The 17,265-nt window shown below is 69.6% G+C and carries 17 protein-coding genes, 3 tRNA genes and 1 riboswitch; of the genes, 8 read left to right on the forward strand and 12 right to left on the reverse strand.

Annotated elements, in window-relative coordinates:
- Positions 1 to 69 precede the first annotated feature (69 nt).
- The 9 genes from NR810_RS15560 to NR810_RS15600 all read right to left on the reverse strand — a co-directional run bounded on the left by NR810_RS15560 (position 70) and on the right by NR810_RS15600 (position 7,208).
- Positions 70 to 144: transfer RNA gene (locus tag NR810_RS15560), tRNA-Leu, on the reverse strand.
- Between the two features lie 20 nt (positions 145 to 164).
- Positions 165 to 239 (reverse strand) — tRNA-Leu (locus NR810_RS15565).
- A 40-nt stretch (positions 240 to 279) separates the two neighbouring features.
- Positions 280 to 352: transfer RNA gene (locus NR810_RS15570), tRNA-Glu, on the reverse strand.
- Positions 353 to 449: 97 nt separating this feature from the next.
- Positions 450 to 602, reverse strand: coding sequence for a hypothetical protein (locus NR810_RS15575; RefSeq protein ID WP_257453393.1), 153 nt, complete (start codon positions 600 to 602; stop codon positions 450 to 452).
- Positions 603 to 665: 63 nt separating this feature from the next.
- Entirely contained in the window at positions 666 to 1,709 is a 1,044-nt protein-coding gene (locus NR810_RS15580) for a FecCD family ABC transporter permease (RefSeq protein WP_257453394.1), read from the reverse strand.
- A gap of 128 nt (positions 1,710 to 1,837) precedes the next feature.
- Positions 1,838 to 2,716 (reverse strand): ABC transporter substrate-binding protein, encoded by an 879-nt coding sequence (locus NR810_RS15585; RefSeq protein ID WP_257453395.1) that lies wholly within the window; start codon positions 2,714 to 2,716, stop codon positions 1,838 to 1,840.
- A gap of 7 nt (positions 2,717 to 2,723) precedes the next feature.
- Positions 2,724 to 4,358 (reverse strand): MXAN_6577-like cysteine-rich protein, encoded by a 1,635-nt coding sequence (locus NR810_RS15590; RefSeq protein WP_306818209.1) that lies wholly within the window; start codon positions 4,356 to 4,358, stop codon positions 2,724 to 2,726.
- Positions 4,355 to 6,334, reverse strand: a complete 1,980-nt coding sequence (locus NR810_RS15595; protein WP_257453397.1) for a TonB-dependent receptor plug domain-containing protein — start codon at positions 6,332 to 6,334, stop codon at positions 4,355 to 4,357. Before NR810_RS15595 ends, NR810_RS15590 begins: the two co-directional genes overlap by 4 nt.
- A 51-nt stretch (positions 6,335 to 6,385) precedes the next feature.
- Positions 6,386 to 6,620, reverse strand: a riboswitch (cobalamin riboswitch).
- Positions 6,621 to 6,626: 6 nt separating this feature from the next.
- A complete protein-coding gene (locus tag NR810_RS15600; protein WP_257453399.1) occupies positions 6,627 to 7,208 on the reverse strand; it encodes an FHA domain-containing protein in 582 nt (193 codons plus the stop codon).
- A 222-nt stretch (positions 7,209 to 7,430) separates the two neighbouring features.
- Between NR810_RS15600 and NR810_RS15605 the strand changes: the two genes are divergently transcribed.
- Positions 7,431 to 7,685 (forward strand): hypothetical protein, encoded by a 255-nt coding sequence (locus tag NR810_RS15605; RefSeq protein ID WP_204225007.1) that lies wholly within the window; start codon positions 7,431 to 7,433, stop codon positions 7,683 to 7,685.
- Entirely contained in the window at positions 7,682 to 8,062 is a 381-nt protein-coding gene (locus tag NR810_RS15610) for a ComEA family DNA-binding protein (RefSeq protein ID WP_257453400.1), read from the forward strand. The genes NR810_RS15605 and NR810_RS15610 overlap by 4 nt, the downstream gene beginning before the upstream one ends.
- Before the next feature lie 47 nt (positions 8,063 to 8,109).
- Here NR810_RS15610 and NR810_RS15615 read toward each other — a convergent pair whose 3' ends face one another.
- Positions 8,110 to 9,723, reverse strand: a complete 1,614-nt coding sequence (locus tag NR810_RS15615; protein ID WP_257453401.1) for a serine/threonine-protein kinase — start codon at positions 9,721 to 9,723, stop codon at positions 8,110 to 8,112.
- 263 nt (positions 9,724 to 9,986) lie between these two features.
- Between NR810_RS15615 and NR810_RS15620 the strand changes: the two genes are divergently transcribed.
- Positions 9,987 to 11,231, forward strand: a complete 1,245-nt coding sequence (locus NR810_RS15620) for an OprO/OprP family phosphate-selective porin (protein WP_257453402.1) — start codon at positions 9,987 to 9,989, stop codon at positions 11,229 to 11,231.
- On the opposite strand, the gene NR810_RS15625 is transcribed toward NR810_RS15620, so the two are convergent.
- Positions 11,228 to 11,854: a histidine phosphatase family protein gene (locus NR810_RS15625; RefSeq protein ID WP_257453403.1), complete on the reverse strand. Its 627-nt coding sequence runs from the start codon at positions 11,852 to 11,854 to the stop codon at positions 11,228 to 11,230. The two genes, NR810_RS15620 and NR810_RS15625, sit on opposite strands and share 4 nt — an antisense overlap.
- Positions 11,855 to 12,313: 459 nt before the next feature.
- On the opposite strand from NR810_RS15625, the gene NR810_RS15630 reads away from it, so the two are divergent.
- The 5 genes from NR810_RS15630 (at position 12,314) to NR810_RS15650 (ending at position 16,842) form a co-directional block, all read left to right on the forward strand.
- The gene (locus NR810_RS15630) at positions 12,314 to 13,363 is read left to right on the forward strand and encodes a sulfate ABC transporter substrate-binding protein (protein ID WP_257453404.1); all 1,050 of its coding nucleotides are present in this window, start codon (positions 12,314 to 12,316) and stop codon (positions 13,361 to 13,363) included.
- A gap of 15 nt (positions 13,364 to 13,378) precedes the next feature.
- Positions 13,379 to 14,218, forward strand: coding sequence for a sulfate ABC transporter permease subunit CysT (gene cysT / locus NR810_RS15635; protein ID WP_257453405.1), 840 nt, complete (start codon positions 13,379 to 13,381; stop codon positions 14,216 to 14,218).
- 10 nt (positions 14,219 to 14,228) lie between these two features.
- Positions 14,229 to 15,077, forward strand: coding sequence for a sulfate ABC transporter permease subunit CysW (cysW, locus tag NR810_RS15640; protein ID WP_257453406.1), 849 nt, complete (start codon positions 14,229 to 14,231; stop codon positions 15,075 to 15,077).
- Positions 15,074 to 16,135: a sulfate/molybdate ABC transporter ATP-binding protein gene (locus NR810_RS15645; protein WP_257453407.1), complete on the forward strand. Its 1,062-nt coding sequence runs from the start codon at positions 15,074 to 15,076 to the stop codon at positions 16,133 to 16,135. Before cysW ends, NR810_RS15645 begins: the two co-directional genes overlap by 4 nt.
- Before the next feature lie 71 nt (positions 16,136 to 16,206).
- On the forward strand, positions 16,207 to 16,842 hold the full coding sequence (locus tag NR810_RS15650) for a DUF2378 family protein (protein ID WP_257453408.1): 636 nt from the start codon (positions 16,207 to 16,209) through the stop codon (positions 16,840 to 16,842).
- A gap of 54 nt (positions 16,843 to 16,896) precedes the next feature.
- Here NR810_RS15650 and NR810_RS15655 read toward each other — a convergent pair whose 3' ends face one another.
- Positions 16,897 to 17,103, reverse strand: coding sequence for a hypothetical protein (locus NR810_RS15655; RefSeq protein WP_257453409.1), 207 nt, complete (start codon positions 17,101 to 17,103; stop codon positions 16,897 to 16,899).
- Positions 17,104 to 17,265: the final 162 nt, after the last annotated feature.

A 17,265-nucleotide genomic window follows, 5' to 3' on the forward strand; every position in this document is an offset into this window, starting at 1 on the left:
TCCACACCAGGGTGGAGCAACCGGCGAGGGGCGCGGGATACGGCGGACGACTTCTCTTGTCAATGGGAGTACCGCGGGCGGGATTCGAACCCGCAACCTCTGCGTTCTGAGCGCAGCACCTCTACCAGGTTGGGCTACCGCGGCATGTATTCATTCACTGCGAGTGCCGAAGGCGGGATTCGAACCCGCAACCACCAGACTCTCGATCTGGGGCCTCTACCGAGTTGGGCTACTCCGGCAACGGAGACTGCTGGACTGCGAAGGGCGGTGGACTGCGAGTACCCCGTACGGGAGTCGAACCCGTCTTTCCGCATTGAGAGCGCGGTGTCCTTCGCCGATAGACGAACGGGGCGGGAGCTCGGGAGCCGGAAAAAGGAAGAGGCCGGGTCCCGTTTTCTGGGAGCCCGGCCTCTGAGCACCGCGCCGCGTCGTATGACGGGGCGCGGAGGTCAGGTTCCGGGCAGTAGGCCGCGAAGGGACTCGAGGCCGTTCAGAAGGTCCAGAGCGGTATCCAGACCGGTGCGCGAGAGCACGTCGATGCCAGTGTCAGCGTCATTGAGGTGCTTGAGATTCATCGGGCTCTGCTTCGTCACCAGGGTCATGGTCACCGCTCCTTTCATCGAGAAAAGACGCGGCGGAAATCCGTTCCTGACAGCGGCCGCGCTTCAGCCCGCCGAGAGCCGCCCGCTCCGGTACAGCAGCGCCAGGAACAGCGGCCCTCCGAGGAGCGCCGTCACCACGCCCACGGGAGGCTCGGAGCCGAACAGCGGGATGGCCAGCCGCGCCAGCAGGTCGGCGAGCAGCAGGAACGCCGCCCCGCCGAGCGCGGAGAGCGGCACGAGCAACCGCTGGTCCGGCCCGAAGGCGAGCCGCAGCAGGTGGGGCACGATGAGCCCCACGAAGCCGATGAGCCCCGAGAGCACCACGGCGTCCGCCACGCTGGCGCTCGCCGCGAGCAGCAACAAGCGCCGCGTCCAGACCACGGACACCCCTAGCGAGGCCGCGTCCTCGTCTCCCAGCGTCAACAGGTTGAGCCGCCCCGAGAGCGCCAACATCACGCCGATGGCCACGGCCTGGATGAGCGCGGACAGGATGAGCGTCCCCGTGCGCTCGTAACCGAGCGTCCCCGCGAGCCAGTAGAGGATCTCCCCGAGCCGGTTCGGGTCGGACAGCGTCTTCACGAGCGTGATGACGGCGGAGGCGAAGGCGTTGAAGACGACGCCCGTGAGGAGCACGGCATAGGGCGCGCGACCGCCATGGCCGCGGCTGACCACGAGCACGAAGAGCATGGCCGCCACGGCGCCCAGGAAGGCGAACAGGGCCGGTGCGGAGAGGCGCTCCATCCCTCCCCCGACGCCCACCTGGGCCACCTCCCCCACGGTGGCGAACCCCAGGAACAGGGACAACGTGGCTCCGAGCGCGGCACCGCCGGACACACCGAGGACGAACGGGTCCGCCAGTGGATTGCGCAGCACGCCCTGCAGCGTGACACCGGAGGCGGCGAGCCCCGCGCCCACGAGGGCCGCCAGCAGGGCACGCGGCAGCCGGACCGACCAGAAGATGATGGCACTGCTGGAGCTGGGATCGCCGAGCGCGTCGGAGAGGGAGATGGGCTGATCGCCGAAGCGCACGGCCACGAGGAAGGCCGCGAACAGCAGGATGAGGAACACCCCCCCGAGCCCGAGCGCTCGTGCCAGGGTGAAGCTCATCCTCCCTCTCCCTCTGGGAGAGGGGCGGGGGTGAGGGTCTACCGTCCCCATCTCACGCATTCTTCACCCACGGACGAGGGATGACCCTCACCCTAGCCCTCTCCCAGGGGGAGAGGGGACATACACGGTCAGTGCACAGTACCCGCATCGGGCTTCACGGAGGGGTACAGCAGCGAGAAGAGCTCCTCCAGCCCTCTTCCGAGCGACGGTCCTGGCTGTAGCAGCGCCATCGAGGGCACCTCCACCCACCGCGCCTGGGAGAGCCCCGGAAGCCTCATGAACTTGTCCTTGCCCACGTCCACGTCCGCGGCATCCACCACCACGTCCGGCCGAGCAGTCAGCGCGCGCTCGAGCGAATAGACGGGGTAGGCCGAGCCCGCGTCCGCCGCCACGTTGACGGCGCCAGCGTCGCGCAGCAGCTCGTCCGCGAAGGAGCCGGGCCCGGCCACCACGAGCGGCTCGAAGCCGTAGACGAACAGGACACGCCTCGGCTTCCGTGTCCTGGCGGCCTCTCGCACGCGGGTACGCGTGGACTCGATGCCCTGAACGAGGGCATTCGCCTCCTTCTCCCTTCCGAGCACCTTTCCCACCGCGCGCAGGGCCGCCAGGGTATCCGCCACGGTCTGCAGGGGCAGCAGCAGCACGGGCACACCGAGCTCGGCCAGCTTCTCCACGGGCCGCTGGTTGCCAGGGCTCGGCTGCACGAGCAACAGGTCCGGTTTGAGGACCACCACGGCCTCGACGGACGGGTCGATGAAGCCGCCCACGCGGGGAAGGCCGGCCACCTCCTTGAATTCGTCGAAGCGCGAGACACCCACGAGCGAGCTCCCGGCCCCGAGGGCCAGCACCGTCTCCGTGAGCGACGGGGCGAGCGTCACCACGCGCTTCACCTTCTCCGGGGGCTTGGGGCCCAGGAAGCGAGGGCCCGCCTGGGGAGGGGCGGCGTGCGCCACGGAGACGAGGCACAGCGCGACGAACAGGGCGAACGGAACGAGACGGGTCTTCATGGGAGGCTCAGGGCATCGCGACGACATCACCGACGAGGGAGGGCTTGTTGTCGCGCGGGCAGGCGAGGATGGGCGGCTCGGCACCGGGTCCGAACCCTCGGCGTTCCACGAGCGAGTCACCCACCACCTCGATGACGAAGACACGGCCCGCGTTGTTGTCACCCACGTAGGCGCGGTTGCCCACCACGGAGAACCGGCCAGCCGAGGGGAGCGGGCACGAAGTCGCCTCCGGGCACCGCAGCGCGAGCGAGGCGGCCACGCGGTCATCCGCGCCGATCAGCACCAGGCCGGTCCCCCTCACGTCGATGAGGTTGAAGTTGCGGTCATAGGTCGTCCCACCGCCGCAGCTCACGAGCAGCCGCTCCCCCATGGAAACGACCCAGAACGGGTTGAGGCAACCCTCGCCGAGCTCGATGAGAGCCACCGCGCGGGTGGAGGGATCGATGCGGGCCAGGAACCCGGGGCCTCCGACGGTGAAATCCCTCGGGTCCAGATTACCGAGGGCGGCATACACCCGGCCCTGATGCGAGGCGATGCCCGCGGGAGCGGGGACGGTGGTGCGGCCCGCGAAGGGCTTCAGCGCCTCGCCCGTGGGCAGCGTGAAGACATCCGTGATGCCCGGTGCGGTGGGATCGGCCATCGAGACGCGGGCCACCTTGCCACCCGCGGACGGGTCCGTCTGGAGATTGCCCAACAGCGTGACGTACACGTCCGAGCCCGACTCCGTGAACCCGTACGGGTTGGTATTCGCGCCGAAGTTCACGCTGCCCACGTTGGTGAGCGTGATGCCATCGGAGAAGCGAGGACCGGGGCCGCCGGAGGGCTCCTCGTCACGCCGGAGCACCTGCAGGGTGTTGCTGGTGGAGTTGAGGACGAAGACGTAGGGATCCCGGACGAGGAGCTGGTTGGGGACCAGCCCCGTGGTGTTCCGGGCGGGCAGCTCGCCGTAATCGGAGAGCCGGGCCTGGAGGAGCCGCATGGAGGCATCCAGCACCAGCAGCACGTCCTGCATGCGTGCGACGGATTGAGGACTGGTGCCCACGGCCACCGCGGGCCCCTTCACGTCCGGCCCCGCCTGGATGCCCACCACCTGCCCGGTGTTGAAGCACGCGGCGACGAGGTCATAGGTGCACGTCCCACCGCGACAGCTCTGGACGTCCGGGCACACATTACCGCAGGCGCCGCAATGGAAGGCATCCGTGCCGGGGTCTACACAGGAGCGGTCGCAGCGTACGGAAGACGCCAGGGTGCAAGCGGCCTTGCACTGTCCCTGCTCACAGACCTGCTCCGGAGAGCACGCCGTGCCGCCCTCGCCCGCGCAGCCACCACAATGGGCGGGGTCCGACGAGGTGACGACACACTGGCCACCGCACACCGTGGCTCCCGAGCGACACCGACAGGAGCCCTCGACACAAGCCTCCGTGGCGGAGCACTCAACCCCACAGGCCCCGCAGTGAGACGAGGAGCTGGAGAGGTCGACACAGACCTCACCACAGCGGGTCTGCTCCTCGACACACAAGGGGCCCTCGTCGGGGCAAGCCGTCAGGAGCAGGGGCAACAACACCAACGTCAACCGGCTCAACACGGTGTATGCCCCCTCTCCCTCTGGGAGAGGGCTGGGGTGAGGGTATTTCCGCATCATGGAGCCTCTGTCCTGGAATCCGAAGAGGACTCCCTGGGAGAACCCGGCCCGAAAGCACCGGCCACCGACAGGTACACGGCACGGCCGGGGAGTGGGTACCCAATGAAGTCCTCGGCGTGAACGTCGAACAAGTTCTTCACCTCGCAGGAGACGGTGAGCTCCGTGCGCGAGCCGAAGGAGCTGGACAGGCCCGCGTGGACGAAGGTGCGTCCGGGCAGGGACATGGCGCCATCCCGGGTAAGGAAGTGTGCCGACTGCGCGACCACCTCGACCCGCCCCGTGAGCCACCGGGGGCCGCCCAGGACTCGCGCGGCCAGCTTGTGGCGAGGCCGGTAGGGCAGCTCGCGCAGATAGAAGCGGCCATCGCGCTGCAGGTCGCTCGAGACGGTGAGCGTGTAGCTGAAGGCCCCGGAGAGGAGCGGATGGGGCCGCCACTCGCCCTCGGCCTCGAGCCCCACCACCCGCGCGTTGGCGAAGTTGTACGGCTTGGCGGCGCCAGGCGGGTAGGCCTCGTAGGAGATGAGGTCCTCATAGAGGCTGGCGAAGCCTCCCACCGAGGCGAAGGACACCTCCGAGCGGTGCACCACGGCCGCGTCCGCGTACAGGGCGCTCTCGGGGCGCAGGTCCGGGTTGGGAAGCAGCGTGCCCTGACGCACGTACAGCTCCAGGAAGGAGGGCGCGCGGTGCGAGCGGCCCGCGTTGGCGCGCAGCTCGAGGCCCGCGGGCAATGCCACGGTGACGCCCACCTTCGGGGACAGCAGCGTGTACGGACCCGCCCGCTCCAAGCGGAGCGACGGAGCGACGGTGAGCAACCCGTCCCACAGCAGCAGCTCGTCCATCGCCATCACGCTGGCGCGCAGCCACGCCGGCTCACCCCCGGACGCGGCGTTCGTCTCCGCGGCGGACACGGACTCTCCGCCCACGCCCACCAGCGCGGACAGCGAGTGCCATCCGCCCAGCAGCACCTGCCCCTCCACCTCCACCCCGCCGAGCAACTGCACCTGCGCGCCCTGCTGTCCCCACGGGCCACCGGACAGCGTCAGCCGGTCCCGCCGGAAGTACGCGCGCGCGTTCGTCCGCACGCCACCCGGCAGCGTGCCCGCGAGCCGCAGGTTGGCCGAGCCACGCGCTCCGGACTGGCGCGTGTCCTCGCTCGGGTTCTGCGCGGTGCCGGCGAGGCCCCGCTCGTCGAAGGAGAGCTCGCCCAGCAGGTCCGCCGAGAAACCCCGGCCCAGGTCCCTCCGCAGCCGCAGCAGGCCTCCGGCACCTCGCGCGTCGTTGTTGGTGCGCTGGCGCTCGATGAGCGCGTCCCCGGGCAGCGTGGGGCTCGGATCGAAGGAGTACGGGAAGCGCCCGCTGGAGGTGCCTCCGTGGACGAGCAGCAAGGCCTCGCCGCCCGCGAGCGGCCCCGTGGCGGACAGCCACCCCGTGGCCGTGTCCCAGCTCCCATAGGAAAGCTCTCCCGCCGCGCGCGGAGCCGCGCCGGGACGGCGGGTGATGACGTTGATGGCGCCGCCCAACCCTCCCGAGCCGTAGCGCGCGCCAGCCCCCCCCCGCAGCACCTCGAAGCGCTCGGCCAGGGCCACGGGCACACGCGACAGGTCCGCGATGCCCCCCGCGCCATTGAGGGGGATGCCATCGAGCAGCACGAGCGTCCCGTTGGAGGACGCGCCCCGCACCACCAGGCTCTTGCTCTGCCCGTACCCGCCCAGGTCCTGCAGCGTGACGCCGGGGGCGGTGGACAACATCGCCGCGGTGTCGCGGGCCGCGCCGCCGAACTCATCCACGCGGATGACGGTGACGGCGCCGCTCGGATCCCTGCGCGAGGCCTCCTCCGGAGACCCGGGGGCGACGGGCGCCTCCTCCACCTCCACGGCGGGAACGAGCAGGGGCTCCTCGGCCTCCTGGGCGAGCGCGACGCCACTCGTGCTGAGCGCCAGGCAGAGCCACCGCCCGGCGAGGTACGACCGCCGCATGCATCCGCCTTCCACTCTCTCCGTCGAAGAGAGAAGGCCATCGCGGACGCCTCGCGCCCACACCCCCGGGCAGGTCTCCTGACTCCCGGGACTCCGGCCGAGGCGCACGCCGCGCCTGCCAGAAGGGCTCCTCCGCCTTCCGCCAGCCCGCGAGCCGGAGTGGCGACTGCCGAGGATCCCCGCCCTGACGTCAGGGCCGCCCGATCACAGTGGCGGGACCGCGCCGGACTCTCACCGGCTTCCCTCTTGAAGGCCCGGCATGGGCACCCAAGGGCAGGCCCTTCCTAGGGGCTCAACCCTCGCGCGTCAAGCCACCCTCGGTGATGACCGACGTCCGGGAGGCGCGGGCGTGGCGGGCCAACCAGTCGAGGATGAACTGATTGAAGGCGGAGAAGTGGAGGAAGGTGGCCATCACGTCCCCGAAGCGCAGCGAGGCGCGCTCGAACAGGGGCGTGGACCGGCCGGGGATGAGCAGGGTGCCATCGTGCCAGGTGCCGTTGTGGCTCCCGCTGTCGGTGACGCACCAGACGCCCGTGTGCTTCTCCTCGTGGAAGGAGGCGTGGACGCGCGAGACCGTGGGGTCCTCCACGATGATGTCGTTGTCGGGTGTACGCCCCAGGTGGATTCCCAGGTCATGGGGAGAACGGGGAGAAGTGATGCTTCGTGAACGCTTGCGCACCTCGAGCACGAGCGGCTCGGCGATGGTGGGCCGCCGCGCCGACAGGCCCGGGACCGACAGGGTACTCCGGGTGAAGAGAGGACGTACCCCCATGGGAGGTGCCTCCCACACCAGCACGGGCCAGCACACCGCACGTCGCACGGCCTGAGGATCCTCGAGGAATTGAGATGCGAGCGCGGAGAACTTCAGGTCCACGGAAATACCCTCCAGCACATGAGCGGAAGAGAGCCGCAGGGTGTGCACGAAGAGTGAGCGCGGCCAGTCCCCACCGGATGTGGCCATCCCACGCGCTGGACGATTGGAGCAGGGGTGTACGCCCCGGGAGCGCGTGCCCCGAGGGAAATGCCCCTGGCACGGCGGCTGCTCTGGGCCTGGGGACCGCGTCAATGGAGGCGCGGGGGTGAAGGAGTGTGGTCGATGCTGACGGCGGGGAAGCGGTTGGCGGTGTTCTCCATCCGCGAGGGCAAGGGGGGAAGCATCTGGGTGCGGGCGGGGAGCGCCTTCGTGAACAAGGATGGCTCGCTCAACGTGCTGCTGGATGTGCTGCCGCTGGATGGGAAGCTGCACGTGCGCGAGGCGGCGGAGAAGCGGGACACGGCGCAGGCGGGCGGTGGCGGGCGCTACGGGATGGAGGGTGGGCTGGACTCGCTGCCGGTGGGAGGCCACTCGTGAGCGGGCGCGTGCTGGCGAGGGTGGTGGCCACGGTGTTGGGGCTGGTGCTGTGGGTGCCCGGGGCCGCCGAGGCCTCGGGGTCGAAGCTGCGCACCCAGTACACGGGCGTGGTGAACCTGAACGAGGCGACGGTGGCCCAGTTGGATCTGCTGCCGGGCGTGGGGCCGAAGGCCGCTCAGCGCATCATCGCCTGGCGGCAGAAGCGGGCCTTCAAGCGCGTCGAGGAGCTGGTCCGGGTGAAGGGCTTCGGCAAGAAGCAGTTCCTGAAGCTCAAGCCGTACCTGACGCTGGAGGGTCCTTCGTCGCTGAAGGTGGAGAAGGTGCCCGTGGAGGAGGACGAGGTCCGCGCCACGGGCGACGCGACGGCGAAGCGCTGAGCTCGCGGGAGGGAGGGTGTCCCGGACCTCGGGCACCCTGCCCGCCCTCACCCGCCCACGGCGCGGCGCCGCGTCGCCGCCTCGACGCTCTCCGTGAGGGCCATGTCGGGCGTGAGCTGGAGGGGCTGGACGGGCGCCGAGGTGTGGGTGATGACCAGACGCAAGGCATTGATGAGCTGCTGCCTGCCCTGGGGATAGGGCGCCTCGGAGCCGGTGAGCACCATGAGCTGCTGTTGCAGCACCTCGCCCGAGGGCGTGCGCTGCTCCCGGTCATGCTGGAGCAGACCCATGATGATGGCGTCCAGCGCGGGCGAGATGCCGGCCACGAAGTGGGAGGGCGGAAGCAGTTGCTGCTGGGTGGAGGCGATCATCAGCTCCGCCTCGCTGTCGCCCTGCAGGGCGCGCTGGCCGGTGAGGGCCTCGTGCAGGGTGAGGCCCAGCGCGAAGAGGTCCGCCCGGCCATCCAGGGGCTTGCCGTAGGCCTGTTCCGGCGCCATGTAGCCCGCCTTGCCGCGCACCGTCTGCGCCTGGGTGAGGGCCATCTGGTTCGCCGCGCGCGCGATGCCGAAGTCCGACACCTTCACCTCGCCAATCCGCGACAGGAGGATGTTGGGAGGGTTGAGATCCCTGTGCACCAGGCCCAACGGCTCGCCCTTGGGGCCCGTCCGGCCGTGCATGTGCGCCAGCGCGGAGGCGACCTCCGCGCCAATGTAGGCCACCGCCGACGGAGGCAGCCTGCGGGCGGGGAGGCGCCGCAGCAGCGAGCTCAGCGGCAGGCCATCCACGTACTCCATGGCCAGGAAGACCGTCCCCTGGTGCCGCCCCAGGTCGAGCACCTGCACGATGTTGGGGTGGATGAGCAGCGAGCCCAGCGCGGCCTCGCGCCGGAACATGGCGAGGAACTCCTCGTTGTCCGCGTAGGCCGGCAGGATGCGCTTGACGGCCACCTGCTTCTCGAAGCCGCCCTCCGGGCTGTAGGTGGCGCGGAACACCTCGGCCATGCCGCCCGCGCCCAGCCGCTCGTGGAGGAAGTACTTGCCCATCACGTCCTTCTCACGGATGGCGCGCAGCGCGTCCTCGGCCTTGCTCACGATGAGGCCGGCCAGCGTCGCCGTCAGCGGCCCGTAGGCGAAGAGGAACACGCAGCGCAGCAACACCATCGGGAACGACAGCGTGTTCAGGGTATCGGGCGGCAGCCGGGGCTGGAGCACGAACACGTACAACGCCATGTACTCCACCGCCGCGAGCGCCGCCGCCCCGTACGCCAGCTTCTTGCCCGCCCGGAGCGCGCACACCACGATGAGCGAGCCCCAGGCCAGCGCCGGCGGCGTGGTGAGCGCGTACACGGCATCGTGGAAGTACGCGTCGATGGCGCACGCCACCGCGGGGATGGAGACGGTGACGGCGCTGTCCACCCACTGCATCGCCGGATGGAACCCGCCCTGCCGCAACGCGCGCAGCATCACCGTGTAGTAGATGCCCAGCCCGCCCGTCAGCCCCGCCAGGCTCAGCGACAGGCCCGGGCCAATCACCCCGATGAGCAGCAACGAGGCCACGCAGCCGAGCACCATCATCCCGCGCATGAAGCGGGCGATGGCCATCTCACGCGGGACGACGTCCTGGTTCAGGTACTCCCGCAGCAGTTGGGAGGAGTGCGACACTCGGGGAGGAGCGGCTTCCATGGCGGGCCACTCTATCCAACTCCCCCGCCCACCCGCGCCGGGCCCTCATCATCCGCTATAGCGGATGCTCCAATGCTTGTTTCCCCTGGGGCATCCGTTATATTGGAAACACCCATGACGAAGGTCCGCCGCCGCTGTTGTCGCCCATCCCCGTGTCATCGATGAATCGCCGCCCTGGCGCGAAGCGCGCCGGAGCGGTTGGGAATGAACGTCGCAACAGCAGTGACCGCGCGAACACCGCCATGTCCTCGAACATCTCGAAGCAGTCCCTGGGTGTCTTCCACATCCTCCTCACGCTGTGGCTCGGGCTCGGCACCACCGCCCTGGCCCAGGGCACCGCTCCGGCGCCTGCGCCAGCGGCACCGGCCAACCCGCCGCCCATCATCACCGCGGAGCCCGGGCGCGGAATCCTGGTGAGGTCGCCCGATGACCGCTACTCCCTGGGCCTCCGCGCGCGGATCCAGCTCCGGGAGACGTTCCTCCATGTCGGCGACAGCGACACGAACGAGCTCAACGTCAAGACGCTCCGCCTCGTGGTGCACGGCAACGTGCTGGTGCCGGAGCTGCGCTACAACATCCAGCTCGCCTTCGGCGGGGGTGACTTCGAGTCGGGCAGCAGCTCGCCGATCTTCGATGCCTTCGTGGACTACACCCGCTTCCGCGACCTGAACATCCGCGTCGGGCAGTTCTTCGTGCCTTTCGATCGCGCCCGCACCATCCGCGAGTTCGCGCTGCAGCTGGTGGACCGGCAGCTGGTGGTGCGCGAGCTGAGCCTCGACCGGGACGTGGGCGTGATGCTCTCGTCCAACAACCTCTTCGGATTGAGAGAGCTGCTCGGCTACCAGTTCTTCATCGGCGGGGGCGACGGGCGCAACCGCTTCGCGGCGTATGCCCCCGGACCGCTCACCGTCCTCCGGCTCACGCTGCGGCCCTTTGGCGCCTTCGATGACGATCAGGAGGGAGACCTGACCCGCGCGGCGAGGCCCCGGTTGAGCCTGGGGGTCGCGGCCGCCTACAACTTCCGCACCTCGCGCGCCCAGAGCACCTACGGAACGGCCTTCACCGCCGGCACCGCCAACTACACCCACCTGGCCGCGGATCTGGTGTTCAAGTACCGGGGCTTCTCGCTGCTCGCCGAGGGACTGTGGCGACGGGCCCATGTGGATGTGCTCGAGCGGACCGACGCGAACGGCGCCGTCACCCGCGAGCCGACCCGCTCCGGCTACGGCTACTTCGTGCAGGGAGGCATGATGGTGCATCCCCAGGTGGAGGTGAGCGCGCGGTGGGAGGAGCTCTTCACCCGCCGGGGAACCGACCCGCAGCTGGTGCAGCTCGCGCAGACGCAGGGCAAGCAGCTCGGGGGCGGCGTCAACCTCTACCTCAACGGTCACGCCCTCAAGCTGCAAGGTGACTACTTCTACATCTTCGGCTCCGCGGGCGGCGATGCGCGGCACCTCGCCCGCCTCCAGCTCGACGCGAGCTTCTAGCCGAACGTCACGTTCATCAGCTTCACGATGGGCTCGTCCCCGTAGAAGTCGATGATGTTCACCGCCCCGTACCCCTGCTCGAGCCGGAACAGGTTGGCGTCCGGCATGCCCAGGGCCTCGGCCAGCAGCGTGCGGTTCACCCCGCCGTGCGACACCAGCACGAACGTCTCTCCCGCATGCCGCGTCCGCAGCTCCCGGCCCGCCGACCTCACCCGCTCGCGCATCTCCGGGTAGCTCTCCCCCTCCGGGAAGCGCACCTGCGTCGGATGCGCCATCCACTGCGCGTACACCTCCGGGTAGCGCTTCTCGGCCTCCTCGTAGCTGAGCCCCTCGAAGAGACCGAAGTCGATCTCCCGGAACGCCTCCTCCGTATCCACCGCCATCGCCTTGAGCTCCGCCAGCGGCGCCGCGCTCTCCAGCGCCCGCTTGCGAGGGCTCGCGTAGATGCGCAACAGGGGCGCCTCGGCCAGGAACCGCGCGGCCCGCTCGGCCTGCAACAGGCCCGAGGACGACAGCCCCACGTCCAGCCGCCCGTAGCACCGGCCCCGCATCTCCTCCACGGGCTGCCCGTGCCGCACCAGCACCATCCGCGTCACACCCTTCGGAAGTCGCCAGTCGATCATCGCCCTTCCCCCACCCCGAGCGGCACCCCGGACACCCGTGCCCCACCCGCTGTCGTTGTCACCTCCATCGTACTTCCCTCCAGCCCCCCCATACGTATGCGTGCACCAGGCGCCCTGGCTCGCGGCCACCATCGCCGCCCCACCGACCTATCACGCCTGCGGCCACCCGAGCAGCCCCGGCGCGTCCATGGACCATCCGCCATAACGGACGATCCTCTTGACAAACGGACATCCCCCGGGCACTTTCTTCACCGTTCAATGCCCACCTCCACCCGCCACAGGATGTTCTGTCGTTGCCGCTGGCGTGGGGGGTGGGTGCTCGCCCGCCGGAAGCCCGAGGGCTGACGGCCGCGTGCTCTGGAGAGCCCACCTCCGCGAGGGACGGTGGGTTTTGTCGAGCGTCATGGCTCTCGAGTCCACCCGGTACCTCGCGGCCACCTTCCGCATCGAGGTACCCCTATGAAGCCGCAGTCCCTCCACAAGCTCACCGCCGCCCTGCTCTGCCTGCTGCTGTCCGCCGTGCCCGCGCTGGGGGGTTGCTCCAAGCCGGGCGCCGGGCAGGGAGAGCCCATCACCCTGCTCAACGTGTCGTATGACCCGACGCGCGAGCTCTACACCGACGTCAACGCCGCCTTCGCGAAGCAGTGGGAGGCGAAGCACGGGACGAAGCTCGTCATCAAGCAGTCCCACGGCGGCTCGGGCAAGCAGGCGCGCGCCGTCATCGACGGCCTGGACGCGGACGTCGTCACGCTGGCGCTCGCGTACGACGTGGACATGATCCACGACAAGGGCCAGCTCGTCCCCGAGGGCTGGCAGTCGCGGCTGCCGAACAACAGCTCTCCGTACACGTCCACCATCGTCTTCGTGGTGCGCAAGGGCAACGCCAAGGGCATCCGCGACTGGGAGGACCTGCTGCGCCCGGACGTGGCCGTCATCACCCCCAACCCCAAGACGTCGGGTGGCGCGCGGTGGAACTACCTGGCCGCCTGGGGCTACGCGCTGCGCAAGAACAACGGAGACGAGGCGAAGGCGCAGGAGTTCGTCTCCAACCTCTTCAAGAACGTGCCCGTGCTGGACTCGGGCGCGCGTGGCGCCACCACCACCTTCGCCGAGCGCGGCATCGGTGACGTGCTCATCGCCTGGGAGAACGAGGCCCTCCTGCTCACCGACGAGGTGGGCAAGGACAAGTTCGAGATCATCGTCCCCTCGGTGAGCATCCTCGCCGAGCCGCCCGTGGCGCTCGTGGACCGGAACGTGGACCGCAAGGGCACCCGGGCCGCGGCCGAGGCCTACCTCCAGTTCCTCTACTCCGAGGAGGGCCAGGAGCTGGCCGCGAAGCACCACTTCCGGCCCCGCTCCCAGGCGGCCGCCGCGAAGTACGCCAGCCACTTCCCCACGGTGAGCCTCTTCACCATCGACGAGGTCTTCGGTGGCTGGAAGCAGGCGCAGAAGAAGCACTTCGATGATGGCGGCGCCTTCGACCGTCTCTACGTCCCCAAGGCGCAGTAGCCCGGAGCCGCCACCATGCAGCACAGTGCGAGACGCCGTGTCCTTCCGGGCTTCGGGCTGACCATGGGGTTGAGCTGGTTGTACCTCGGCCTCATCGTCCTCCTGCCGCTGTCCGGCCTCTTCCTCAAGACGTTCACCCTCTCATGGGCGCAGTTCTGGGACACCGTGGCCTCGCCGCGCGTGCTCGCCGCGTACCGGCTCAGCTTCGGCGCCGCCCTGCTCGCCGCGCTGGTCAACGTCGTCTTCGGCCTGCTCGTGGCCTGGGTGCTGGTGCGCTACCGCTTCCCGGGCAAGGCCCTGGTGGACGCGCTGGTGGACCTGCCCTTCGCCCTGCCCACCGCCGTGGCCGGGCTGACGCTCACCACCCTCTACTCCCACAACGGCTGGTACGGACAGTACCTGGAGGCGCTCGGCGTCAAGGTGGCCTTCACGCCCCTGGGCATCGTCGTGGCGCTCACCTTCATCGGGTTGCCCTTCGTGGTGCGCACCGTCCAGCCCGTGCTCGAGGACATCGACGCCGACGTGGAGGAGGCCGCCGCCACGCTCGGCGCCTCGCCCTGGAGGACCTTCACCCATGTCCTCCTGCCCGGCGTGCTGCCCGCGCTGCTCAGCGGCTTCACCCTCGCCTTCGCCCGCGCCATCGGCGAGTACGGCTCCGTCGTCTTCATCTCCGGCAACATGCCCATGCGCACGGAGATCGCCCCCCTGCTCATCATCACCCGGCTGGAGCAGTACGACTACGCCGGGGCCACGGCCATCGCCGGGGTGATGCTGGCGGTCTCCTTCGCGCTGCTGCTCGCCGCCAACCTCATCCAGCGCTGGACGAACCGCCGGCTCGAGGCCCGAACCGGATAGGAAACGCCCGATGCACCCGACCTCGCACACTCCACGCCGCGACAGGCGGACCATCTCGAGCCCGGCGCTCCTGCGCTGGCTGCTCATCGGCGTGGCGCTCGTCTTCCTCGGGGTCTTCCTCGTCGTCCCGCTGGTGGCCGTCTTCACCTACGCCCTGCAGAAGGGCGTGGGCAGTTACCTGGCGGCCATCCTGGAGCCGGAGGCGCTGAGCGCCATCCGCCTCACGCTGCTGGCGGCCGCCATCGCCGTGCCCCTCAACTTCGTCTTCGGGCTCTCCGCCGCGTGGCTCATCGCCCGCTTCCGCTTCCCCGGCCGGGACGTGCTCCTCACGCTCATCGACCTGCCCTTCAGCGTGTCGCCCGTCATCGCGGGGCTCATCTTCGTCCTGCTCTTCGGCCGGCAGGGGTGGCTGGGCCCGTGGCTGGACGCGCACGACATCCACATCATCTTCGCCGTGCCCGGCATCGTGCTGGCCACCGTGTTCGTCACCTTCCCCTTCGTCGTGCGCGAGGTGCTGCCCGTCATGCAGGCGCAGGGCGCCGACGAGGAGGAGGCCGCCCTCACCCTGGGGGCCAGCGGCTGGCGCACCTTCCTGCGCGTCACGCTGCCCAAGGTGAAGTGGGGCGTGCTCTACGGCGTGCTGCTGTGCAACGCGCGGGCGATGGGCGAGTTCGGCGCCGTGTCCGTCGTCTCCGGCCACGTGCGCGGGGTGACCAACACGCTGCCGCTGCACGCGGAGATTCTCTACAACGAGTACAACCTCGCCGGTGCCTTCGCCGTGGCCTCGCTGCTCACGGTGCTCGCGCTGGTGACGTTGGCCGTCAAGAAGTACGTCGAGTGGAAGGCCGAGGTCCCATGAGTGTCATCGTCGAGCAGCTCACCAAGCGCTTCACCACCGGGGGGACCCCAGCCGTCTCGGACGTGTCGTTCCACGCCCCCTCCGGCGCCATCACCACCCTGCTCGGGCCCTCGGGGGCGGGCAAGTCCACCCTGCTGCGCCTCATCGCCGGGCTGGAGCTGCCGGACTCGGGTTCCGTCCGCATCGAGGGCGTCGACTGTACCCACCTGCCCGTGCAGCAGCGCGGCATCGGCGTCGTCTTCCAGAGCTACGCGCTCTTCAAGCACATGACCGTGCGGCAGAACATCGCCTTCGGGCTGGAGACGCGCCGCATGCCCCGCGCCGACGTGGAAGCGCGCGTGGACGAGATGTTGCGCCTCATCCAGTTGGAGGATCTGGGCAAACGCTACCCCACGCAACTTTCCGGCGGGCAGCGCCAGCGCGTGGCCTTCGCGCGGGCGCTCGCCATCCGCCCCAAGCTGCTGCTGCTGGACGAGCCCTTCGGCGCGCTCGACAGCCGCGTGCGCGTGGAGCTGCGCGAGTGGCTCCACTCCCTCCACGAGCAGACGGGTGTCACCACCCTGCTCGTCACCCACGACCAGGAGGAGGCGCTCGAAATCTCCCAGCACGTGGTCGTGCTCTCCGACGGCCGCGTGGCCCAGGCCGGCCCGCCGGAGGACATCTACGACCGCCCCGCCACCCCGTTCGTCGCCTCCTTCGTGGGCGGCACCAGCGTCCTGCGGGGACATGTCCGCTCGGGCCGCGCCGAGGTCGGCTCCCTGGTGGTGCAGGCCCCCAACAGCGCACGCGAGGGCGAGGCCGTCCACGCCTTCGTCCGTCCCCACGACATCAAGATCGCCAAACCCCCGCAGGGCACCACCGGGCCCGTCACCGGCCGGGTGGAGCGGCTCAAGTCCGTGGGCGGATACGTGAAAGTGCTGCTCAAACTGCCCACCGGGGAAACCGTGACGGTCGAAGTCCCCCGCTCCGAGTTCGAAAACCTGGGAGTGGTCGAGGGCGATCGTGTGCATGCGGACGTAAGGACAGCCACCGTGTTCCTCGGTGATTTCGCTATCTGAGCCAAGTGCGGGTACCTTTCCCCCGTATGGACCTGATCGCAGACGCTTGCCGGCTCGAGACGGGGGGATTCATGAACAGCAACGCCACCGCGGCTGTCGCCAAGTCGTACGACCCGTACGATTATTGGGAGCAGGATCTCGCGCAGCGGCTGAGGCTGGCACAACCCGAGGACTCCGTCAGGGGCATGTTCGCCAATGGCCTGCTGGACGCGGTGCGCGATCTGGCGGGCGATGGAGCCGTGAGCCACTGCCTCGAGGCGAGCGGACAGTCTCGGTTCGTGGACTTCTTCAACTACCCCATCAGCGCGCACCTCCGGGTCGTCTTCACCGGAGCACGCTTCCTGGTGCCAAGGTTCGGCAGCATGGAGGAAGCGCTGCGTCAACTGGGACGGCGCTCGACGGCCGACTTCATGAACTCGGCGGCGGGCAAGACCATGATGAAGCTGCTGGCCCGGGGAGATCCCAAGCGGCTGGTGGACGCGCTGCCCTCGGCCTACCGGATGTCGCTGACGTTCGGCAACCACAAGGTCGAGTGGTTGGGGCCCACCAGTGGCCGCTACATCCTCACCCGCAACTTCATCCCCCTGCCGAGCCACGAGGGCGTGCTGAGGGCGCTGCTCGAGACGAGCAACGCCCGGGACATCCAGGTGCGTGGGCGGCAGACGTCGGGGCTGCTCGACGGCGAGTACGAGTTCTCCTGGGGCTGAGCCGCACGTCACCGCCGCCTCCCGTGCGAGGGTGGCAGGCGGCTCACACCGGGATTACGGGCAGATCCACACGCAGGCGCTCGAGGGCCTCACGCACCCGGGCTCCGGCGGGTAGCAAGCCAGGAGCTCGGAGGCATCGGCCACACAGGCCTCCTCCCGCGCGGGTTCGGCCACCGGCTGCTGGGCCGAGAACGTGAACGCCGCCGCCACCAGACCCGAGAGCAGAGCCGCCGGAACCACGAAACGAAGCGCCTTCTTCATGTCGGAACGACCTCCAGGGCAATGAGGCACAGCCTCCTGGCAATTCGCGCCAGGTCCGTAACTCATGGCACGAAGGTGTCTTCGTATCCACTTGATTGGCGACCGTCCTGGCGCTAGCCACCCGCTCTCATCGCGAATCTGCGGGTAAGCCCCTCCCCCCTT

It is taken from the genome of Archangium lipolyticum (genome assembly GCF_024623785.1).
GTDB lineage: Bacteria > Myxococcota > Myxococcia > Myxococcales > Myxococcaceae > Archangium > Archangium lipolyticum.